The 22274-nt window shown below is 68.2% G+C and carries 18 protein-coding genes; 11 read left to right on the top strand and 7 right to left on the bottom strand.

Features of this window, described 5'->3' with window-relative positions:
• Nucleotides 1-73: 73 nt before the first annotated feature.
• From ACODR1_RS15035 to ACODR1_RS15045, 3 genes are all read left to right on the top strand, one after another.
• Nucleotides 74-2299: an RNA degradosome polyphosphate kinase gene (locus ACODR1_RS15035; RefSeq protein WP_488881170.1), complete on the top strand. Its 2226-nt coding sequence runs from the start codon at nt 74-76 to the stop codon at nt 2297-2299.
• A gap of 83 nt (nt 2300-2382) precedes the next feature.
• Nucleotides 2383-3870 carry a Ppx/GppA phosphatase family protein gene (locus ACODR1_RS15040; RefSeq protein ID WP_488881171.1) on the top strand — a complete coding sequence of 496 codons (1488 nt, stop codon included), beginning with the start codon at nt 2383-2385 and terminating at the stop codon, nt 3868-3870.
• Between the two features lie 101 nt (nt 3871-3971).
• Nucleotides 3972-4244, top strand: a complete 273-nt coding sequence (locus ACODR1_RS15045; protein ID WP_488881172.1) for a hypothetical protein — start codon at nt 3972-3974, stop codon at nt 4242-4244.
• Here the strand turns inward: ACODR1_RS15045 and ACODR1_RS15050 are convergent.
• Both ACODR1_RS15050 and rnd read right to left on the bottom strand, forming a co-directional pair.
• Complete coding sequence (locus ACODR1_RS15050; protein ID WP_488881173.1) at nt 4241-5983, bottom strand: ATP-binding protein; 1743 nt, start codon at nt 5981-5983, stop codon at nt 4241-4243. The genes ACODR1_RS15045 and ACODR1_RS15050 overlap by 4 nt on opposite strands.
• Before the next feature lie 205 nt (nt 5984-6188).
• A complete protein-coding gene (gene rnd / locus ACODR1_RS15055) occupies nt 6189-7358 on the bottom strand; it encodes a ribonuclease D (protein WP_488881174.1) in 1170 nt (389 codons plus the stop codon).
• Nucleotides 7359-7483: 125 nt separating this feature from the next.
• Between rnd and purM the strand changes: the two genes are divergently transcribed.
• From purM to ACODR1_RS15070, 3 genes are all read left to right on the top strand, one after another.
• The gene (gene purM / locus ACODR1_RS15060; protein WP_488881256.1) at nt 7484-8521 is read left to right on the top strand and encodes a phosphoribosylformylglycinamidine cyclo-ligase; all 1038 of its coding nucleotides are present in this window, start codon (nt 7484-7486) and stop codon (nt 8519-8521) included.
• 120 nt (nt 8522-8641) lie between these two features.
• A complete protein-coding gene (gene purN, locus ACODR1_RS15065; protein ID WP_488881175.1) occupies nt 8642-9223 on the top strand; it encodes a phosphoribosylglycinamide formyltransferase in 582 nt (193 codons plus the stop codon).
• A gap of 126 nt (nt 9224-9349) precedes the next feature.
• The gene (locus ACODR1_RS15070; protein ID WP_488881176.1) at nt 9350-9751 is read left to right on the top strand and encodes a GIY-YIG nuclease family protein; all 402 of its coding nucleotides are present in this window, start codon (nt 9350-9352) and stop codon (nt 9749-9751) included.
• 262 nt (nt 9752-10013) lie between these two features.
• Here the strand turns inward: ACODR1_RS15070 and ndk are convergent, their stop codons facing one another.
• On the bottom strand, nt 10014-10433 hold the full coding sequence (ndk, locus tag ACODR1_RS15075; protein ID WP_058350417.1) for a nucleoside-diphosphate kinase: 420 nt from the start codon (nt 10431-10433) through the stop codon (nt 10014-10016).
• An 88-nt stretch (nt 10434-10521) separates the two neighbouring features.
• Here ndk and ACODR1_RS15080 point away from each other — a divergent pair, with 88 nt between their 5' ends.
• Nucleotides 10522-12396, top strand: a complete 1875-nt coding sequence (locus tag ACODR1_RS15080) for an ABC-F family ATP-binding cassette domain-containing protein (protein WP_488881177.1) — start codon at nt 10522-10524, stop codon at nt 12394-12396.
• Nucleotides 12397-12474: 78 nt separating this feature from the next.
• On the top strand, nt 12475-12885 hold the full coding sequence (locus ACODR1_RS15085; protein ID WP_488881178.1) for a hypothetical protein: 411 nt from the start codon (nt 12475-12477) through the stop codon (nt 12883-12885).
• A 137-nt stretch (nt 12886-13022) separates the two neighbouring features.
• Here the strand turns inward: ACODR1_RS15085 and ACODR1_RS15090 are convergent, their stop codons facing one another.
• The 4 genes from ACODR1_RS15090 to ACODR1_RS15105 form a co-directional block, all read right to left on the bottom strand.
• A complete protein-coding gene (locus tag ACODR1_RS15090) occupies nt 13023-14726 on the bottom strand; it encodes a cellulase family glycosylhydrolase (RefSeq protein ID WP_488881179.1) in 1704 nt (567 codons plus the stop codon).
• A gap of 303 nt (nt 14727-15029) precedes the next feature.
• Nucleotides 15030-15368, bottom strand: a complete 339-nt coding sequence (locus ACODR1_RS15095; RefSeq protein WP_488881180.1) for a peptidase inhibitor I78 — start codon at nt 15366-15368, stop codon at nt 15030-15032.
• The gene (locus ACODR1_RS15100; protein ID WP_488881181.1) at nt 15365-15823 is read right to left on the bottom strand and encodes a DNA polymerase III subunit chi; all 459 of its coding nucleotides are present in this window, start codon (nt 15821-15823) and stop codon (nt 15365-15367) included. The genes ACODR1_RS15095 and ACODR1_RS15100 overlap by 4 nt, the downstream gene beginning before the upstream one ends.
• Before the next feature lie 8 nt (nt 15824-15831).
• Nucleotides 15832-17313, bottom strand: coding sequence for a leucyl aminopeptidase (locus ACODR1_RS15105; RefSeq protein WP_488881182.1), 1482 nt, complete (start codon nt 17311-17313; stop codon nt 15832-15834).
• A gap of 250 nt (nt 17314-17563) precedes the next feature.
• Between ACODR1_RS15105 and lptF the strand changes: the two genes are divergently transcribed.
• The 3 genes from lptF to ACODR1_RS15120 are packed head-to-tail and all read left to right on the top strand — an operon-like array spanning nt 17564 to nt 22249.
• Entirely contained in the window at nt 17564-18703 is a 1140-nt protein-coding gene (gene lptF / locus ACODR1_RS15110; protein WP_488881183.1) for an LPS export ABC transporter permease LptF, read from the top strand.
• Nucleotides 18700-19806, top strand: a complete 1107-nt coding sequence (lptG, locus tag ACODR1_RS15115) for an LPS export ABC transporter permease LptG (RefSeq protein ID WP_488881184.1) — start codon at nt 18700-18702, stop codon at nt 19804-19806. Before lptF ends, lptG begins: the two co-directional genes overlap by 4 nt.
• Before the next feature lie 28 nt (nt 19807-19834).
• Entirely contained in the window at nt 19835-22249 is a 2415-nt protein-coding gene (locus tag ACODR1_RS15120) for an LPS-assembly protein LptD (RefSeq protein WP_488881185.1), read from the top strand.
• Nucleotides 22250-22274 lie beyond the last annotated feature (25 nt).

The raw sequence follows: 22274 nt of genomic DNA on the forward strand, positions 1-22274 counted from the left end.
TAAGAAATCAGCGTTTGTCTTGCGACTGTCATCGGGCTCGTCCACCATGCCGGGCATTGCCTTGGAGTAGACGATGACAGACGCCGCCGCCCTCGCGCCCGCCCCTCACAAGGTGGAGCCCGCGCCCGAGGATTGCGTGCGCCTGACCCTGGACGAGGACCTGCTGGCCTCGCCGGAACGGTTCTTCAACCGTGAACTTTCGTGGCTGGCCTTCAACCAGCGCGTGCTCGAGGAAAGCGCCAACCCGCGCCACCCGCTGCTGGAACGCCTGCGCTTCCTGTCGATCAGCGCCAACAACCTCGACGAATTCTACATGGTCCGCGTGGCCGGTCTTAAGGGCCAGGTGCGCGAGGCCGTGCGCGTCGTCAGCCAGGACGGCCTGACCCCTGGCGAACAGCTGACCCGCATCAACGCCTCGGCCTTCGAGCTGATGAGCGAGCAGCAGAAGATCTGGCGCGAGGTGCGCGCCGAGCTGTGGGCCGAGGGCCTGAAGCTGCTGGACGCCAAGGACATCGTCGGCGCCGACCGCGAGCGCGCCGAGGAGATCTTCAAGTCGCGCATCTTCCCGGTGCTGACGCCGCTGGCGGTGGATCCGGCCCACCCGTTCCCGTTCATTCCGAACCTGGGCTTCTGCCTGGCGCTGAAGCTGCGTCGGATCGCCGACGACAAGCACCTGTACGCCCTGGCGCCGATCCCCAACCAGGTGCAGCGCTTCTGGGAGATCGCCAGCACCGCACGCGGCCGCAAGCGCGAGCGAAAGATCGTGGCGCTGGAAAGCTTCATCATCCTGTTCCTCGGCCACCTGTTCCCCGGCTACGAGGTGGAGGGCCGGGGCCTGTTCCGCCTGATCCGCGACAGCGATCTGGAGATCGAGGAAGAGGCCGAAGACCTGGTGCGCGAGTTCGAGGCGCGCCTGAAGAAGCGCCGCCTGGGCCGCGTGGTGCGGGTGAAGATCCAGACCACCATGCCCGCCGACCTGCGCGAGTTCATCATCGAGGGCCTGCGCGCCCAGCCCGAAGACGTGGTGCTGGTGGACGGCAAGCTGGGCCTGGCCCAGATGAGCGAGCTGATCCCGCCCGATCGTCCGGACCTGAAGTTCAAGCCCTACAACGCCCGCTTCCCCGAGCGCGTGCGCGACCACGGCGGCGACTGCTTCGCGGCGATCCGCGAGAAGGACATCCTGGTCCATCACCCGTTCGAGAGCTTCGACGTGGTGGTGCAGTTCCTGCGCCAGGCCGCCCGTGACCCCAACGTGCTGGCCATCAAGCAGACCCTGTATCGCACCTCCAAGGACAGCCCGATCGTGGCGGCCCTGATCGAGGCGGCCGACAACGGCAAGAACGTCACCGCCCTGGTCGAGATCAAGGCGCGTTTCGACGAGGAAAATAACCTGAAGTGGGCGCGCGACCTGGAGCGGGCGGGCGTGCACGTGGTGTTCGGCTTCGTCGACTGGAAGACCCACGCCAAGCTGTCGGTGGTGGTGCGCCGCGAGGGCGACGCCTTGCGCACCTACTGCCACTTCGGCACCGGCAACTATCACCCGCAGACGGCCCGGGTTTACACCGACCTCAGCTTGTTTACCTGCGACCCGGCCATGGGCCGCGACGGCGGCAAGCTGTTCAACTTCATCACCGGCTACGCCCAGCCCGGCGCGCTGGAGAAGCTGTCGTTCTCGCCCCAGACGCTGAAGCCCGACCTGCTGGCGATGATCGCCGCCGAGGCCGCCAACGCCCGCGCCGGCAAGCCGGCCGGCATCTGGGCCAAGATGAACGCCGTGGTCGATCCGCAGATCATCGACGCCCTGTACGCCGCCAGCCAGGACGGCGTGCAGATCGACCTGGTGGTGCGGGGCATCTGCTGCCTGCGCCCGGGCATTCCGGGCCTGTCGGAGAACATCCGCGTCAAGTCGATCGTCGGCCGCTTCCTGGAGCATGCCCGCGTCGTGGCCTTCGCCAACGGCGCCGACATGCCCAGCGCCCAGACCCGCGCCTTCATCAGCTCGGCCGACTGGATGCCGCGCAATCTCGATCGCCGGGTGGAGAGCCTGGTGCCGATCGAGAACCCGACCGTACACCAGCAGGTGCTGAGCCAGATCATGGTCGCCAACCTCAACGACGAGGCCCAGAGCTGGCGCCTCGACCACGAGGGCCACTACGCCCGCGATCCGGCCTGGGACGGCAAGGGCGCATTCTCGGCCCACGAATACTTCATGACCAATCCCAGCCTGTCGGGCCGTGGCCACCACGTCCAGGACCTGCCGCGCGCCTTCGACCACGTCGGCCCCAAGCGGAAGCGCTGAAAAACTGGGGAGCGACGGCTTTCGTGACGGTTTCGTCCAAGGCCGCCGCTTCCCCTGCGCGACGAATGCGTTAAACCAGCCTCATGCCTCTCTCGGCGCCGCGCGACGCGGCCGTGATCGATATCGGCTCCAACTCGGTCCGCCTGGTGGTGTACCGACTGGAAGGTCGCGCCATCTGGACCGTCTTCAACGAGAAGGTGCTGGCAGGCCTTGGCCGTGAGCTCGGCTCCAAGGGTCGCCTGGCGCCCGACGGCGTCGCCCAGACCCTGGCGGCGCTGAAGCGCTTCAAGGCGGTGCTGGAAGCCGTGCAGCCGGCCGAGACCTTCGTCGCCGCCACCGCCGCCGTGCGCGAGGCCAGCGATGGCGCCGCCTTCGTCAGGCGCGTGGCCGAAGAGACCGGCCTCACCATCCGCGTGCTCTCCGGCGAGGAAGAAGCCCGTTACGCCGCGCTCGGCGTGCTGGCCGGCGCGCCCGACGCCACCGGCGTGGTCGGCGACCTGGGCGGCGCCAGCCTGGAACTTGTGCGCCTGGAACCGACCGGCGCTGGCCAGGGCGTGACCCTGCCGCTGGGTCCGTTCAGCCTGGGCCTGACCGAAGGCTTCGACGCCGACCGTGTGCGCCGCCTGGCCGCCCAGCGACTGGCTCCGGTGGCCGAGGTGTTCAAGGCCGACGCCTTCCACGCCGTCGGCGGCGCCTGGCGCAACCTCGCCTTGCTGCACATGCGCCTGTCCGGCTACCCGCTGCAGGTGGTGCACCAGTACGAGATCGGCCGCAGCGAGGCCCTGGAGGCCGCGCGCCTGGTCTCGCACCAGTCGAGAAGTTCGCTCGAGCGTATCGAGGGCATGTCCAAGAAGCGCATCGAGACCCTGCCCTACGCCGCCGTGGTGCTGGAAAGCCTGATCGAACGCCTGGACCTCAAGCGCATCGAGATCTCGGCCTTCGGCGTGCGCGAGGGCCTGCTGTTCGAAGCCATGGCGCCGCGCGTGCGGGGCCTGGACCCGCTGATCGAGGGCAGCGCCTCGCTGACCGCCCGCCAAGGCGTGGCGGACGACCTGGGCGTGGCGCTGCAGGCCTGGCTGGAACCGGCCTTCGGCAAGCTGGAAAGCCTGTTCGACGGCCGCGACGCGGTGCTGGTTGCGGCCGCCTGCCGCCTGGCGGACCTCGGCGCACGCCTGCACCCTGACCATCGCGCCGACCTGGTGTTCGAGCAGGTGCTGCGGGCCCCGATAGCCGGTCAGACCCACGTGGAGCGCGCCTTCCTGGCCGCCGCCGCCTTCGCCCGCCATTCGACGCCGTTCAACCCGCCCGAGATGGACGTGCTGGAACGGCTGCTGACCCCGGCTCGCCTGAAGCGCGCCCGCGCGCTGGGGGCGGCGATCCGACTGGGCTGCGACCTGTCGGGCCGCAGTCCCGCGCTGCTGTCTCGCTCGCGACTAGCCATCGAGAAGGCCGACGTCCAGCTGTCGGCCGAGCCCGGCTATGCGGCGCTACTGCTGGGCGAACAGACCGCCAAGCGCGCCAGCGCCCTGGCCCAGGTGCTGGGCCTGAAACTCAAGGTCCTGCCGCTCTAGGCCGCGACAGCGGGCCGCAGGCGAACGGCGTTCTACCAACATGGTTTGTTAGTCACGCCACGCCGAAGCTTCTCCCCCCTCAGCACGGGGAGAAAACCGACATGCAGAAGCAGGTCGTCTACGACATTCAAGACCAGATCGACACGGCTCGACAGCCGCCGGTGAAGCCCGAGGCGGTCCGGCTGGCCGGTGCCGCCGCCAAGCCCGTGGACAGTCCGGCCAGGCAGTTGCAGCGCGACGTCGCCGCGGCCTTCGGCGCCAGGCGAGGATGGTCGGTGCGACGGACGGTCGTGCTGGGCGCGGCCTATCACGGCGTGATCCTGTCGGCGCTGGTCCTGGCGGCCGCCGAGACCTTCGGTCACGTCGCCGGCTAGGCGGCCTCCTCGCCGCCGAGCACCCGCAGCAGGACGGCGTATAGCCCGCTGACTTCGAACGGCTTCTCGACGAAGTCCTGCATGCCTGCGGCCCGGCAGGCGGCGATGTCGCCCTCAGCCACGGCGCCGGTGACGGCGATCACGGGCGTGAGGCGGTTCAGTCCCTGCGCGCGCAGGCGGCGGGTGGTGTCCAGTCCGTCGAGACCCGGCATGTTGACGTCCATCAGGATGGCGTCGAAGCGGGTCTCGCCGGCCAGCAGCAGCGCCGTCTCGCCATCTGCGGCGAGGACGACCTCCAGGCCGAAGGCTTCCAGCACCTGAGCCAGAGTGCGGCGGTTGATCTCGTGGTCGTCGACCACCAGCACCGTCGGGGCGTCGGAGAAGCCGTCGGCGGGCGCATCGAGCGGCTCGGGCGTCGGCGGTTCCTCGCCTTCGGGGGCCGGCAGGGTCAGCAAGAAGCGCGCGCCGCGCCCCTCGGCCGATTCCGCCGTCAGATCGCCGCCCATCAGGCGGGAGAGGTCGCGGCTGATGGCCAGGCCCAGGCCCGTACCGCCGAAGGTGCGCGTAGTGTCGGCGCCCAACTGGTCGTAGGCCGTGAACAGCCGCGCCAGCTGTTCGGGACCAAGGCCCGGCCCGGTGTCGGTCACCGCCAGGCTCAGCATCAGCCCGCCCTCGGCGCGGGGCGTCATTTCGAGTTCGATGCAGACCCGCCCATCGGGCGTGAACTTGATGGCGTTGGACAGCAGGTTGTTGAGCACCTGGCGCAGGCGCACCGGGTCGCCCTTGATCCAGCGCGGCAGGCGCCGGCCGCCTTTGAATCGCAGAGCAAGACCCTTCTCGCGAGCCTCGGCGCGCCAGAACCGCAGGGTGTCGCAGATCAGGGTGCGGGGCGCGAAATCGATCGTCTCGACGGTCATGCGGCCGGCCTCGATCTTCGACAGGTCGAGCAGGTCGTTGAGCAGGGCGCGCATCATCACCCCGGCGTCGGCGATCAGTTCGGCCTTGGCCTTGGCCGGACCGCCCGCGCCCCGGGCGAGTTCGCCCGCTCCGGCCAGAATGGCGCTGAGCGGCGTGCGCAGTTCGTGGCTGACCATGGCGACGAAGGCGCTCTTGGCGGCGTCGGCGGCCACGGCCTGTTCGCGGCGGATTTCGGCGGCGGCGCGAGCCTCGCGCTCGGCCAGCAGGGTCTGGCGCGACCAGCCGAAGACGAGCGAGGTGACCAGCACCATCAGCCCGCTGCCGATGAGGAAGGCCTTCACGCCCACGTCTTCGTGGTTGGCGGCCAGGATCGGGGCCGCGAACAGATAGCTCAGGTGCGGCGTGGCGGTGGCCGCGAAGGCCAGGCGCGAGCCCTTGGCGCCCATCAGGGCGGTCATCACCGAGCCGGCCAGCAACAGGGCCGCGCCCGCAGCGCCGGCGGGCAGCCCTGTCCGCCACAGCGGCACCGACAGCCAGCCGAACGCGACGGCCAGCAGGAAGTCTGCGGCCAGACAGGGCAGAACCCACGCGCGCGGATTGCGCCCGAAGGCGTGCAGGACAAACGCCTGCAGGCCTTGAGCCGCCAGGCAGGCCAGCGTCCAGGGCAGCATGAAGGCGAAGCGCGGCTGCACGCCGACCGCCGCGCAGACCATCGCGATGACGAACAGGCGCAGCGGAATCTGCTGCCGCAGGGCCTTGGCGGGCCTTGCATAATTACGCGCGGCCCTGACCAGCCACGGATCCGGTTCCGCGTACGCCAACTCGACCTAGTTCCCCAGTCTTCGGCCGTCCCCACAGCCGACTGCCCCCGCGACGCTTATAGCGCCCGGAGGTCAACAATCATTTTTCAAAGCATGTCGGCCATGAGGCAACTGTGGCGTCTTGCACAAAGACGTCGCTGGCACTTCGCGCCGGAGACGACGACGGCGCAACCCTCTTTTGAGTCGCGCCGCCGACAGGTCTCGATCAGGCCGGACGCGGGGTCCGGCGAACTTCCACGACGCGGACCTTGACCCCGTCGAGCACCAGGGCCAGTTCGCCCCGCTTGATCTTCAGGGCGTCGCTGCCGAAGGCCTCGCGACGCCAGCCCTGCAGGGCCGGCGTATCGGCCTCGTCGTCGGCGGCGATCTTTTCCAGGTCAGAGACCGTGGCGATCAGCTTGGAGGCCACACCGGCTTCTTCGGCGCGGGCCTTGAGCAGCACCTTCAGGAGTTCGACCACGGCGCCGGCCGAAGGCGGCGGCGGCGGACCGGGCTTGTCGACCACGGGGGCGTAACCCTCGGGATCGGCCAGGGCGGCCTTGATCGCGGCGATCAGGTCGGGACCGAACTTGCTGCCGCCGAAGCCCTTGGGCACGCCGCGCAGGGTGTTGAGCCCCTCCAGCGAGGTCGGGGCCTGGGTGGCCAGCTCGTCGATGGCCTCGTCCTTGAGGATGCGGCCGCGCGGCTGGTCACGCTGCTGGGCGGTGCGCTCGCGCCAGGCCGAGACCGACTTGAAGACGGCCAGGTACTTGGCTTGCGTCTTGCGCGGACGCAGGCGGCGCCAGGCCTTCTCCGGATCGACGTCGTAGGCGGCCGGATCGCTCAGCGCCTTCATCTCCTCCTCGACCCAGGCCAGGCGGCCTGATTCCTGGAGGCGATCGCGCAGCACCGGGAACAGGCGCGCCAGGTGCGTCACGTCGGCCAGGGCATAGGCCAGCTGGGCGTCGGTCAGCGGGCGGCGCGCCCAGTCGGTGAAGCGGCTCGACTTGTCGATCTCGATCTTCAGCATCTGGCGCACGAGGGCGTCATAGGCGATCTGCTCGCCGAAACCCGCAGCCATGCCGGCCACCTGGGTATCGAACAGAGGCGTGGGCATCGCCTTGAGATTGTTGAAGATCTCGACGTCCTGACGGGCGGCGTGGAACACCTTCAAGAGGGTCTCGTCGCGCATCAGCTCGAGCAGCGGCTCAAGGTCGAGGCCCTCCGCCAGCGGATCGATCACCGCGTCGGAAACGGGCGAAGCGACCTGGATCAGGCAGAGCTTAGGCCAATAGGTGGTCTCGCGCATGAACTCGGTGTCCACGGCGATGAAGGGCTGCCCCTTCAAACCATTACAGAACTCCGCCAGCTCGGCGGTGGTGGTGATCGGCGTCATCGGCTGCTAATAGCCTCGCGCACCCCCGAGTCTGCAAGCGTCAAGCGTTGCGGAGCAGCCACTTTTCTGTCCCAAAGCGCCGAACAAGGGTCGCCGAGGGCCTGGAACCACAGATGAGCGACCCGATGAGCGATCCGAAGACCGACCAATCCGGCGGCCTGACCTACGCCCAGGCGGGCGTGGACATCGATGCCGGCAACGCCCTCGTCGACGCGATCAAGCCGCTGGCCAAAGCGACTCGCCGTCCGGGCGCGGAAGCCAGCCTCGGCGGCTTCGGCGCGCTGTTCGACCTCAAGGCCGCCGGCTACGAGGACGCCCTGCTGGTGACCACCACCGACGGCGTCGGCACCAAGCTGCGCATCGCCATCGACGCGGGCATGCACGCCACGGTCGGCATCGACCTGGTGGCCATGTGCGTCAACGACCTGCTGGCCCAGGGCGCCGAGCCGCTGATGTTCCTGGACTACTTCGCCACCGGCAAGCTTGACGTCGAGACCGCCAAGAGCGTCGTCGCCGGCATCGCCGAGGGCTGCAAGCTGGCCGGCGCGGCCCTGGTGGGCGGCGAGACCGCCGAGATGCCGGGCATGTACGGCGACGGCGAATACGACCTGGCCGGCTTCTCGGTCGGCGCGGTCGAGCGCGACGGCGTCCTGCCCAAGCTGGACAAGCAGCGCGCCGGCGACGTGATCATCGGCATCGGCTCGTCGGGCCCGCACTCGAACGGCTATTCGCTGGTGCGCCGCGTGGTCGAGCGCTCGGGCCTGGCCTGGGACGCCCCCTGCCCCTTCGAAGAGGGCAAGACCCTGGCCGAAGCCCTGATGGCTCCGACGCGCATCTATGTGAAGTCGATTCTGCCGCTGCTGCAGTCGGGTCGCGTCAAGGGCGGCGCCCACATCACCGGCGGCGGCCTGATCGAGAATCCGCCGCGCTGCATCGCCGAGGGCCTGGTTCCCGAATTCGACTGGAACGCCTGGGCCCTGCCGCCCGTGTTCGAATGGCTGCAAGAGGTCGGCCAGATCGACGCCCACGAACTGCGCCGCACCTTCAACTGCGGCGTCGGCTTCATCCTGATCGTCGCACAGAGCGACGTCGAGCCGGTGCTGGCCGCCCTGCTGAACGCCGGCGAAGACGCGTTTGTCTGCGGCCAGTTGGCCAAGGCCTGATCGGCTGAGTGAAATCCTCGTCCTTCGACAAGCTCAGGATGAGGATTTCAGTTCAAGCGCCTCAGTAGCCCTCATCCTGAGCCCGTCGAAGGACGAGGGCGGTTCCACGAAAGCCGCCGCGTGACCACCAGAACAAAAGTCGCCGCCCTGATCTCGGGCCGGGGCTCCAACATGGAAGCCCTGGTCCGAGCCGCCCAGGACCCGGCCTGCCCGTTCGCGATCGCTCTGGTTCTGGCCAACAAGGCCGACGCCGGCGGTCTCGCCACCGCCCAGGCCGCCGGGATCGAGGCCCTGTGCGTCGAGAGCAAGCCGTTCGGCAAGGACCGCGAGGCCCATGAACGCGCGGTCGACGCGGCCCTGCGCGAGCGGGGCATCGAAGTCATCGCCCTGGCCGGCTACATGCGGATCCTGACGCCGTTCCTGGTCGACGCCTGGGAAGGCCGGATGCTGAACATCCATCCGTCCCTGCTGCCCAAGTATCCAGGCCTCGACACCCACGCCCGCGCCATCGCCGCGGGCGAGGCCGAGGCCGGCTGCACCGTGCATCTGGTCACCGCCGGTGTCGACGAAGGCCCGATCCTGGGCCAGGCCCGCGTGGCGATCGAAGCCGGCGACGACGATCATGCGCTGGCCGCGCGGGTGCTGGCCGAGGAGCACAAGCTCTATCCGGCGGTGCTGGCGGAGTTCGTGCGGGGGCTTTGAGATAAGCTTCAACTATCTTGCTTTCCTCGCCCTTGTGGCGAGGACCCATGCGTCCTCCTGCTCAGACGATTCAGGACGAGCATGAACGGCCGAGCTTTCGCCCGACGCTTTTGAGATCGCTCGAACATGGATCCTCGCCACAAGGGCGAGGAAGGCAGATCCAGGAAACTGGAAAACAACGGCTTTTCAGCTGGCGCTTTTTCCAGGCTCCACCTCACGCTCCCCAGCATGACCAGCGAAGAGCGCTACATCGCCGTCTACATCATGGCCAACGAGCGCCTGAAGACGCTCTACATCGGCGCGACGGGGTATCTGAACCGGCGTGCGTGGGAGCACCGCGAGGGCCTGATCCCAGGCTTCACCAAGAAGTACGGCCTGACCCGGCTGGTCTGGTACGAGCCCCATGAGGACATGGCGACCGCGTTTCAGCGAGAACGGTCGCTGAAGCGTTGGCCCAGGCAGTGGAAGATCAACCTGATCGAGCGGACGAATCCGTTCTGGGACGATCTGTATCCGGGGCTGGCTTAGGGATTCGCGCAGACCCAACGTTAGACACCAAATTCGCCTTCCTCGCCCCTGTGGCGGGGATCCATGCGTCCTCCTGCTCAGAAGTTTCAGGGATTGCAGGCACGCCGAGCTTCATCGGCACAGGTCTGAGATCGCTCGAACATGGGTCCTCGCCACAAGGGCGAGGAAAGCAAGATTGGGGGACGCGGAGGTGGAGAGCACGCAAACAAAAAGGCCGGCGGGTCGCCCCGTCGGCCTTTTCATAACCTAAAGCTCGAAAGCCTTAGCCGACGATGTCGGCGTCGGTGAAGAACTGGGCGATTTCGATGCCGGCGTTCTCGAGGCTGTCCGAACCGTGGACCGAGTTTTCGCCGATCGACAGGGCGAACAGCTTGCGGATGGTGCCTTCGGCGGCGTTGTCCGGGTTCGTGGCGCCCATGACTTCGCGGTACTTGGCCACGGCGCCTTCGGCTTCCAGGACCTGCACGACGACCGGCTCGGCGGTCATCTGGGCGACGAGTTCACCGTAGAACGGGCGCTCGGCGTGGACTTCATAGAACTTCTTGGCCTGAGCTTCGGTCAAGTGGACGCGGCGCTGAGCGACGATGCGCAGACCAGCTTCCTCGATCACGGCGTTGATCTTGCCGGTGATGTTGCGGCGGGTCGCGTCGGGCTTCAGGATCGAGAAGGTACGTTCGGTCATTCCGAAAATCTCACAGAGAAAGTTTGTGAATTGGGAGGTTGCGGGCTTATAGCCGTGCGCCTCCTCCCCGCCAACCCCGCGTTCCCAGATGCTTCAGATCAACGACCTTACTTTCGACGCCTGGGGACGCCGGTTCTTCGAAAAGGCGACCGTCAGCCTGCCGCCCGGCGCCAAGGTCGGTCTGATCGGCCGCAACGGCGTGGGCAAGTCGACGCTGTTCAAGCTGATCCTTGGCCAGCTGACCGCCGCCGGCGACGAGATCAGCCTGCCCAAGAACGCCCGCATCGGCTCGGTCGACCAGGAACACCCGGCCACGCCTGTCAGCCTGCTCGACACCGTGCTGGAGGCCGACGAGGAGCGCCACACGCTGCTGACCCGCCTTGAGACCGCCGATCCCGAGGAGATGGGCGAGATCTGGGGCCGGCTGATCGAGATCGACGCCGACTCGGCTCCGTCGCGGGCTTCGGAAATCCTGGCGGGCCTGGGCTTTTCCCAGGACGACCTGCAGCGGCCGATGAGCGAGTTCTCGGGCGGCTGGCGGATGCGCGTGGCTCTTGCTGCCGCACTGTTCGCCGAGCCCGACATGCTGCTGCTCGACGAGCCGACCAACTATCTCGACCTCGAAGGCGCCCTCTGGCTGGAAGCGCGGCTGAAGAAGTACCCGCACACCGCCCTGATCGTCAGCCACGACCGCGAGCTGCTCAACAACAGCTGCACGCACATGCTGCACCTGGCCGGCGGCAAGCTGGAACTCTACACCGGCGGCTACGACGACTTCGAAAAGCGCCGCGCGGAGAAGGCTCGTCTGCAACTGTCGGCGAAAGCCAAGCAGGACGCCGAGCGCGCCCACCTGCAATCGTTCGTGGATCGCTTCAAGGCCAAGGCCTCAAAGGCCGCCCAGGCCCAGTCGCGGATGAAGCGCCTGGCCAAGATGGAGCCGGTGGCGACCACCATCGAAGAGCGCGTCGCGCCCTTCACCCTGCCCTCGCCGCCCAAGCCGCTGGCTCCGCCGCTGATCCGGCTGGAGAAGGCCGACGTCGGCTACGAGGCCGGTCGCGCGATCCTCAAGAGCCTCAACCTGCGCATGGACCTGGACGACCGCATCGGTCTTCTTGGCGTCAACGGCGCGGGCAAGTCGACCTTCGCCAAGATGATCGCCGGCGCGCTGAGCATCCAGAAGGGCGAGCTGCACCGCGACAAGAAGATGAAGGTCGGCTGGTTCCACCAGCACCAGATCGAGGCGATGGATCCCAAGGACACGCCGCTGGAAATCGTCCGCCGGGCCATGCCCGACGCCAGCGAATCCTCGCGCCGCTCGCGCCTGGCCCAGTGGGGCCTGACCTTCGAAAAGCAGGACACCACGGTGGCCAACCTGTCGGGCGGCGAGCGCGCCCGCCTGCTGCTGAATCTCGTGGCTATGGACGCCCCGCACGTCCTGATCCTCGACGAGCCGACCAACCACCTCGACATCGACAGCCGCCGGGCCCTGCTCGACGCGCTGAACGACTACGAGGGCGCGGTGCTGCTGATCACCCACGACCGCTCACTGATGGAACTGGTCGCCGACCGCCTGTGGCTGGCCGCCGACGGCAAGGTCGTTCCGTTCGACGGCGACATGGACGACTACGCCAAGTTCGTGCTCGAACGCGCCAAGCAGGCGGTGAAGCCCACCCAGGTGGCGCGCGAGCCGGCCAAGACGGAAACGGCGTCAGCGGCCGCTCCGAAGAAGGTCGCCGTCGAGCCCCTGCGCCGCAAGGTCGAGGCCGCCGAGCAGGTGATGAACCGCAAGACCCGGGACCTGGCCGAACTGGAAGCCCAGCTGGCCGACCCGCAGCTCTATGTGAAGACGCCGGCCAAGGTGCCGGAGCTGGAAAAGCGCCGCGACAACGCCAAGGCCAAGCTCGACGAGGCCGAGGCCGCGTGGATGGAGCTGGCCGAGCAGTTGGCCGAGGCCGAGGGTTAGATCCGCAACTCTCGGTAAACGCCAGTAAACCAAGAGCTTTAGCCGTTCCGACAGACCTTCGGGCCTATCAATGCGGCCATGACCGCAGCCCTTTCCAGCCGCAACCACGTCGTCGCCAACCCCGAAGGGTTGTCGGCCGCCGCCGTGCTGGAAGCCTTCGCGACCTGGCTCGACCAGCGTCTGGCCGAGGCCACGCGGCTGGAGATGGACCTGGCTTTCCGCGACCGTCCGTTCGACGTCGAGATCGGCCGCACGCCCGCCCTGGTGGGCTGGGAGCACCGCTATCTCGCCCCGGGCGCCGCGGCCCCCAAGGGCAAGATGTGGACGGTCTATCGCCTGCACGACCAGACCGGCCGCCCCAGTGAATTGGCCGCGGCGCGCGCCCAGGCCGACAAGCTGGAAGACCTGACGCCGCTGCTGGGCGAGCTTGGCTATCTCGGCGTGTTCGACGGCGAGGCGGCGATGTTCCCAGGCCTGGGCAAGCGCTAGCGCCGCTAGAGCCGTGCTTCCTCCGCCTTGAGCGCCTCGGCGATCCAGGCCTAGCCGGGGCATGACTTTCCGGCGTAGCGGCAGCTGAGAACGCCCCCCTCCGGGCCGCCTCCCCCTTCAGGGGGGAGGATCTTGGATCAACGCTTCGTCAGGCTCACGGACGTCGCCTCCGCCGCGCCGTCGGAACGCAGCACCAGCACGTTGCGCCCCGCCAGCAGGGTCACCGCGCCGCCCGAGGCCACCGCCGCCCCGCCGTTGGCCGAGACCGTCATCGGCCCCCGCCCCTCGATCCGCACCGCATAGGTCCCGGCCCGGTCGGCGGTCACCGTGTAGCGCAGCCATTCACCGGCGGTGAAGTCGGTGACTCCTTTGCCGTCGGGCGAGATGTCGACGCCGTCGTTGCGGCCGGTGCGGCCGTTGTTCCAGAGCGTGCGTTCGCCGCCGGTGGCGACGTGGTAGTTGGCGGCGTCCTTGTCCCAGTAGGCCTTGCCGATGGGGCCGAGGTCGTAGTCGATGGCGGCGATCGTCCCGCCCTTGCCCGTGATCCGGTACGGCTTGAACGGTCGGACCGTCGCGTCGTGCGGCTGGCGCAGCATGGCGTCGATCACTTCGGGATGGGCCGTGTTGTTCGCCAAGCGCACGTCGTGCGAGGCCAGCTTCATCAGCACCGCATAGGCCTTGTCGGCCGGGACCGGCGTTTTGGCCTCGCCCGTCAGCGTGGCGGCCACGGCGTCGTAGTCAGCGCCGACCTCGACCTGAAGGGGCTGGTTGAAGCCGATCTTCTTCAGCGGCCAGAAGGCCCAGCCGATGCCGTGGCTCTCGACGAGGCGGATGGCGTCGGCGAACCAGACGTTGGAGTTCTCGCCCGACTCGCCCAGCCACACCGGAAGACCCGTTTCCTCGCGCAGCTTGAGGAACGGCTCGAGGGAGGCCTCGTCGTTGCGGTTCCAATACTTGTGGAACGACAGGGCCATGTTGGCGTCCCAGGGCTTGCCCATGCCCTTGTAGTTGTTGCCCCAGCAGTTGCCCTCGATGATCACCAGATGGCGCTGGTCGACCTCGCGGATGGCCGCAGTGATGCGGCGCTGGAAGTCCCAGAGCAGCGCCTGCTTCTGGTCGCCGCAGCCGTTCTTCGTCGCGGGCTTGTCGAAATCCCAGTTGGGCTCGTTGAGCACGTCGTAGGCGGCGACAGTCGGTTCGTCCTTGTAGCGGTCGGCGAGCTTCTTCCAGAGGGCGATGGTCTTGCGCTGGTTCTCCGGGCTCTCCCACAGCGACGGCTTGGCCGGATCGCGATCGGAGATGGCCAGATCATTGCCCTGCCCGCCCGGCGCGGCGTGCAAATCCAGGATCAGGTGCATGCCGGCGGCCTTGGTCCAGGCCAGCAGGTCGTCGATGCGCCGAAAGCCGCCCTCCTTCCAGGTGTCGGCGCCGGGAACGGGCTCCTGGTCGGCCGGCAGGGTCAGCAGCGCGTAGTGCATCGGCAGGCGCACCGAATTGAAGCCGGCGGCGGCCATGTAGTCGATGTCGGCCTTGGTGGTGTGGTTGTCGAGCCAGGCGGTGTGGATCGCCGCTTCGCGCTCGGCACCGACCAGGGCGGCCACCTTGCCGCGGATGACGTGCTCCTGGCCGAGCTTGGAGAGGCGCAGCATGTAGCCCTCCTGCAGCATCCAGCCGCCCAGGCCCATGCCGCGCAGGATCACCGGTGCGCCGGTCTCGTCGACGATGCGACCGTCTTTCGCCTTCAACCACTGGGGCCCAGGCGCAGACGCGGGATCGGCGGCGAAGGCGGAGCAAACGGCCAGCAACGAGGCGGCGGCGGCCAGGACGGCGGCGAACTTCATGCTCAAACTCCCCGGGCGCGCGCGGCTGGTTGGGAGCGCCGCGACGTCGCGCGGAGACTTGGCCCGGGGACTTGGATTCTGTCTAGATGGACTCCGCATTTGTCCATGAGGACAAATGGTTAGGGGGATTTTCTGGGATCGAAATGCGAAAGCGACGTCGAGCGCTTTAGACGGAAACCTCGTCCTTAGACAGGCTCAGGATGAGGTTTCTCTACCACCCAGCCTCTCGAGTTCGGGCCTTTCAATGGTCCTCATCCTGATGCCTGTCGAAGGACGAGGACCACGCAACGGCGAGCCTTCAGCTCACCCGCACTTCACCTGCTGCACCACCCCGGTATCCGGGTTGAACAGGATGTTCAGGCGGTCGGCGCGGTAGTCCATGGTCACCGGGCAGGTGGTGCAGGCCACGCGCCAGCGCGAAGGATCGACGGGGGCCGGCAGCTGGGTGCGGTTCTTGCCGACGAAGGCCTGCGCCTCCTTGAGGCCGCACTGGTCCTTTTCAGGCTCGGGAGGCTTGGGCAGGGCGATGGCCGGCGGCGCCACGGGCGTCTCGGGCGGCGGCGGGGGCGCGGGTTCGGGCGTGCTGGTCGAGCAGGCCGCCAGGACCATGGCGGCGCCCAGAGCCGTAAACAGCCGCTTCATGCCTTCTTCTCCCATCCGCGTTCGGCCTGCTGCCAGTAGGACACCGGGTGGCCGGCCGCCTTGAACGCCTTCCAACGGCCTCGCGCCAGCCGCAGGGCCTCTTCGTCACGGCCGTCGAACAGCAGGATGCAGCGCGCGAAGTCGCTGAGATCCCCCGGCTCGGCGCCGTCGAGCAGGAACAACGCATCGCCGCCGTTCGGGTTGTCGAGCGCGGCGCTCAGCAGCACCGGCTGGCGCTCGGCCAGCGGCTCCTCGGCCAGGCCGTGCGGCAGGAAGCTGTCGTCGCGAAAGGTCCAGAGGTGGGCGTCCAGCGCGTTGAGACGCGCCGGATCCCCTCCCCGGACCAGAGCCTTCCAGCCGCGCCCCAGGGTCTTTTCCAAGAGCTCGGGCAGCACCTGCTCGGCGCTGCTTCGCTCCAGGTGGTAGAACCAGATCTCGCAGGGCGCGGCTGACATCAGGCGGATCAGCCCTCGTAGGCGTCGGCGACGAGGCGGTTGAGCAGGCGCACGCCGAAGCCCACCGCGCCGTCCGGCACGGTCGGGTCGGACGAGCCCTTGCGCCAGGCGGTCGAGGCGATGTCGAGGTGGGCCCACGGCACGCCGTTGACGAAGCGCTGAAGGAACAGGCCGGCCGTGATCGAGCCGGCCGGGCGGCCGCCGATGTTCTTCATGTCGGCGATCGGGCTTTCGATCTGCTTCTCGTAGGCCTTGGGCAACGGCAGGCGCCACAGCGGCTCGCGCTCGGCGTCGCCGGCGGCCAGCAGCTTCTCCGACAGGCCGTCGTTGTTGCTGAACAGGCCCGCATAGTCGTTGCCCAGCGAGATGATGATCGCGCCGGTCAGGGTGGCCAGGTCGATCATGAACTTCGGCTTGAAGCGGTCCTGCGTGTACCAGAGGGCGTCGGCCAGCACGAGGCGGCCTTCGGCGTCGGTGTTGATGACCTCGATGGTCTGGCCCGACATCGAAGTGACCACGTCGCCAGGGCGCTGGGCGTTCCCGTCGGGCATGTTTTCGACGAGGCCCAGCACGCCGATGGCGTTGACCTTGGCCTTGCGGCCGGCCAGGGCGTGCATGACGCCGGCCACGGCGGCCGCGCCGCCCATGTCCCACTTCATGTCTTCCATGCCGTCGGCCGGCTTGATCGAGATGCCGCCGGTGTCGAAGCAGACGCCCTTGCCGACGAAGGCGATCGGCTGGGCCGACTTGTCGGCCGCGCCGTTCCACTTGGCGATGACCAGCTGGCTTTCGCGGACGCTGCCTTGGCCGACGCCCAGCAGCGAGCCCATGCCCAGAGCGGCCATTTCCTTCTCGCCGAGGATCTCGACCTCTAGGCCGAGGCTCTCGAGGCCCTTCACGCGGGCGGCGAACTCTTCGGGGTGGAGGATGTTGGCCGGCTCGGACACGAGGTCGCGGCTGAACAGGATGGCGTCGGCGATCGGCTCCAGGGCGGCGAAGGCCTTCTGGGCCTTGGCCGGATCGGCGGCGGCGACCTTGACGGTGGCGACCGAGGGCTTCTTCTCGGCCTTCTCGGTGGTGCGGTAGCGGTCAAAGCGGTAGGCGGCCAGCTTGACTCCGAAGGCGACGCGGGCGGCGGTCTCGGCGTCGCCGCCGAGCTTGAGCAGAAGCTCGGTGACGCCCGAGGTCTTGACCGCGTTGTAGGCGTGGGCGGCGGCGATCTCGACCGTCTCGGGCTCGACGACGCCGGCGCCGTCGACGCCGATCACCACCACGCGGGCGGCGTCCAGGCCGGCCGGGGCGACGATGTCGAGCACCTGGCCCTTGGCGCCGATGAAGCGGCCGCCCGCCGCGGCGCGGGCGATGGCGCCGCCGGCGGCGTCATTTACGGCCTTGGCCTCGGGCGAAAGGGCCGCCGCCTCGTAGGCGAGAACTGCAAGGGCGGCGGTGGCGCCGGCCTGGCTGTCGGCGGGGACGAACTCGATACGCATTGAGCGCTCCTCAGGAAGCGGAAGATCCTGTCGCGGCGCGGCCTTGAGAAGGCCGCGATCCGACGCGACAGGACGTGAACGCCCGGCATAGTCCATGCCGATCCTTGGGAAAAGACCGTCGCCGTTCACAGCCCCGTCACGCCGTCCCACATGATGTCTTCGGTTGTGCCAAGCCGAGCCAGACGTGTAGAACACGCCAACGCCGGGGTTCGCCGCGCGAATCCGTGAAGCCCCCGAAATCACCCCCTGCATGCGCCTGATCGAACGCTATCTCTTCCGACAGCTGGTCGGGCCGACCATCCTGGCCACCGCGGCCCTGGCGGCCCTGGCCCTGTTGGCGCGCAGCCTTTCGGAATTCGACATCCTGATCGAGCAGCGCCAGACCGCGCTGATCTTCGCCAAGATGATTCTGCTGGCCCTGCCGCAGCTGCTCAACATCATCATGCCGGTGGCGCTGTTCGTGGCCGCCCTGGTGGCGCTGAACCGCCTGCACACCGAGCAGGAGATCGTCGTCTGCTTCGCCGGCGGCATGAGCCGCTGGCGGGTGATCTCGCCGGCGATGCGCCTTTCGGTGTTCGCCGCGCTGATCTCGCTGGCGCTGGGCCTGTGGGCGCAGCCCTGGTCGGCGCGGCTGATCCGCGAGACGGCCTTCGACATGAAGACCGATCTGGCCTCGACCCTGGTTCGGCCCGGCGAGTTCACCGAGCCCGGCCCCGGCCTGACGGTCTATGCCCAGACCATCGACCGCGACAACCTGATCAAGAACCTCTTCATCCACCAGGAAAAGCCCAACGGCGGCTCGGTCACCTACACGGCGCGCGAGGGCGTGATCGCCAAGCGCAACGACCTGCCGGTGCTGATCATGCGCAAGGGCTCGAACCAGGAGTTCAACAGCGCGGGCGTGCTGAACTACCTCTCGTTCGAGGAATACGTCTTCGACCTGTCGACCCTGTTCCAGAGCGACGAGCTGCTGCACTACAAGATCGCCGACCGCTATCCGCACGAACTGTTCTTCCCCGACCTGACCCAGGACTGGGAGCAGCACAACCGGGTGAAGATGCTGGCCGAGGGCCATTCGCGTCTGTCCAGCCCGCTCTACAACATCGCCATGATGGCCATGGCCCTGGCGGCCGTGATCGGCGGCTCGTTCAGCCGCATGGGCTACGGCAAGCGCATCGCCGCCGTCGGCGCGGCGGCCGCCGTGGTGCGGATCCTGGGCTTCGGCGTCCAGGCCGCCTGTGACGACCAGGCCTGGCTGAACATCCTGCAGTACGCCGTGCCGATCGCCGCCACGTGGTGGGGCCTGGCCCAGATCTTCCGCCAGAAGGTCCAGCGCTACGTGCCGATCAGCGCGAAGGGCGACCTGCAGCCGCTGGGAGGCGTGTCGTGATCGGCATCGGCATGCTCGAGCGCTACGTCCTGCGCAAGACGCTGGCCTCGCTGGGCGCGGCGCTGGCGGTGCTGGGCGCGCTGGTGATGCTGATCGCCTTCGTCGACATCACCCGCAACGTCGGCACGCGCTCGGAAGACGCGGGCTTTGGCCAGCTGCTGTACCTGACCGTGCTGCAGGCCCCGGCCACCCTGCTGACCCTGACGCCGTTCATCTTCCTGTTCGGCACCCTGGGCGCCTTCGTCGGCCTCAACCGCCGCAGCGAGCTGATCGCCATGCGCGCGGCCGGCGTTTCGGCCTGGCGCTTCATCCTGCCGGCGGCCTTCGCGGCCTTCGCCATGGGGATCGTCACCGTCACTCTGCTCAACCCGCTGACCTCGGCGATGAGCACGCGGTTCGAGACCGAGCGCGACGCCCTGCTGGCCGGCTATCTGAAGAACACGCCCAAGGGCGCCTGGCTGCGCCAGGGCGACGACAAGCGCCAGATCGTCATCCGCGCCCGGATGCGCGACATGATCGACGGCGCGGTGCGCCTGCGCGGGGTCTCGTTCTTCGTCTATGACGTCAAGCCGGACGGCAGCCTGGTGTTCACCCGCCGCTACGAGGCGGCCGAGGCCCGCCTGGAACCGGGCTTCTGGCGGCTGACCGGCGTCAGCGAGGCCACGCCGGGCGCCGGCGCCCTGCGCTCGGAAAGCGCCTCCGTGCCGTCCGACCTGGACGAGCGCACCGCCGCAGACCGCTTCAAGAACCCGCAGGCCGTGGCCTTCTGGCGGCTGCCCGAGACGATCGCCCGCACCGAGGCGGCCGGCTTCTCGGCGACGCCGTTCAAAATGCGCCTGCAGCAGATGCTGGCCACGCCGCTGCTGTTTGCCGCCATGTCGATCCTGGCCGCGGCCTTCTCGCTGCGCCTGATGCGTCTGGGGGGCCTTGCGGCCCTCGCCGGCTCTGGCGTCGCGCTCGGCTTTGGCTTCTTCTTCTTCAACGAACTGTGCGGCGCGCTCGGCAAGGCCGACGTCCTGGGGCCGATCCTGGCCGCCTGGACCCCTCCGGTCGCGGCGCTTTTGGCGGGGCTGACCCTGCTTTGCTATACCGAGGATGGTTGAGTCTGTGACGCCGGCATCGAGGCCCCTGATGATCGATCTAAGCCCAGCGCCGGGCGCGGCGGTTCGCAAGCTGCTGATGGCCGGTGTCGCCTGGCTGGCGGTGGCGGCCGCGAGCAGCGCCGCGCAAGCCCAGCAGTCGCTCGCCACCATCCCGGAAGTGCCGGCCAAGCCGGCCGCCGCCGACGATGGCCTGGGCGACCAGGGCTACTATCTCGAATCGGACCTGCTGATCCGCGACAACGCGTCCCAGACGATGACGGCGCGCGGCTCGGTCGAAGTCCGCTACCAGGGCCGCACGCTGCGCGCCCAGGAAGTGATCTACGACACCAAGACCGGCGTGGTGACCGCGCACGGCAAGGTGCAACTGATAAACGCCGACGGCACGGCCCAGTTCGCCGACGACCTGACGCTGGACAAGGACATGCGCGCCGGCTTCGCGCGCAACTTCTCCACGCGCATGGACCAGAACGTGAAGATCGCGGCCGCCACCGCCATCCGCCGCAACGAGCAGGTCACCGAGCTCAACCAGGCGATCTACACGCCCTGCGACGTCTGCGCCGAAAAGCCGACCCCGACCTGGTCGATCGAGGCCGACAAGGTAGTCCAGGATAAGAACCGCCAGATCGTCTACTATCACGGCGCCAAGATCCGCCTCTGGGGCGCGCCGCTGATCTACCTGCCGCTGTTCTGGCACCCGGACCCGCAGGCGCCGCGCAGTTCGGGCTTCCTGACGCCGAAGGTGGGCCTGTCGCAACGCCGCGGCCTGTCCTACCAGCAGCCCTACCTGCAGGTGATCTCGCCGTCGCAGGACGTGATCATCAGCCCGCAGATCAACACGAAGGTGAACCCCTTCCTGAACGTCAATTACCGCAAGCGCTTCTATTCGGGCATGCTCGAGGCGCGCATGGGGGCGACGTACGAGAAGGAATTCGACAACCGGGGCAACCGCTTCGGCGACGCCACGACCCGCAGCTACATCCTGGCCAAGGGCGTGTTCGACATCGACGAGAAGTGGAAGTGGGGCTTCAGCGCCGAACGCGCCTCCGACGCCCTGATCTTCGACAAGTACGACATCAACGACGTCTATGAGCAGCGCGGGCTGTTCACCAGCGAAGACCGCCGCCTGACCTCGCAGATCTATACCTCGCGGCAAGACGCCCGCTCGTGGCTGTCGATCTCGGCCGTCTCGGTGCAGGGCCTGCGCGTCGTCGGCACCGACGCCAACACCGGCATCGGCAACAAGTTCGAGAACAGCGGCGCCTTCCCGGTGATCGGCCCGCTGGTCGAGGGTCGCTGGGAGCCGGAATCGCCCGTGCTGTTCGGCCGCCTGCGCCTGCAGGGCTCGGGCGTGATGCTGAACCGCTCGGAGTCGCAGTTCGGCGAGTCGCCCTACCCGGGCTTCATGCAGAACGCCTACGGCCACCAGGAAGGCGCCGACAGCGCCCGCGGCAGCGTTCAGGCCGACTGGCGCGCCAGCGCCGTGGTCGGACTAGGCCTGCGCATCCAGCCTTTCGCCCAGGCGCGGGCCGACGCCTACAAGATCAAGGGCATCTACCTGACGACCGAAGCCCTGGCGGCCGGCGACGACGCCTCGGTCAACTACACGCGCGCCATGGGCGTGGCCGGGGTCGATCTGAGCCTGCCTCTCTACAAGGGCCTGAAAAAGGGCGGCAGCATCATCCTCGAGCCGCTGGTGCAGATCGCCACCGGTTCGGACAGCTCGAGCGTGCCGGTGGTCGTCGCCCGCAACGGGAGCACCACCTACCTCTACAACGAGGACAGCTCGGCCTTCGAATTCGACGAGACCAACCTGTTCCGCACCAACAAGTCGCCGGGCTTCGACCTCTACGAGGGCGGCACCCGCATGAACGTCGGCGGCCGGGCCACCTTCAACACGGCCGACGGCCGCGGCGGCAGCGTGCTGGTCGGCCGCAGCTTCCGCACCGAGTACGACCCGCTGCTGCCCGGCCGCACGGGCCTGCAGGAAAAGTCGTCGGACTGGATCGTCGCGGCCACGGTCACGCCGGTGCGGGGCATCAACGCCTATGTCCGCACCCGCCTCGACTCCGACACTACCAAGATCAATCGCCTGGAAACGGGCATGGACGCCTCGACCTCGCGGCTGCAGGGCTCGTTCCGCTACCTCAAGGACAACGTCGACTCCAACGGCGAGCGCCAGGAGAACTTCGAGACCCGCGGTCAGCTGCAGCTGACCAAGAAGTGGGCCCTGACGGCCTTCGGCCAGCTCGACCTGGTGGCCGAGACCTGGCGTCGTCGCGACCTGGGCGTGGCCTATACGGACGATTGCATCCGCATCGACATCATCTATCAGCATGAAGACCGCTATAGCTCGACGGTGACCGGTCTCAGGCTCCAGCCTGACCGTTCGGTCGTCGTGCGCCTAACGCTCGCCACATTGGGTGATACAGGGTACAGCGACTAAGCAATCCTACGTCCGGGGGGACGTG

The sequence above is a fragment of the Caulobacter sp. FG7 genome (assembly GCF_057808875.1).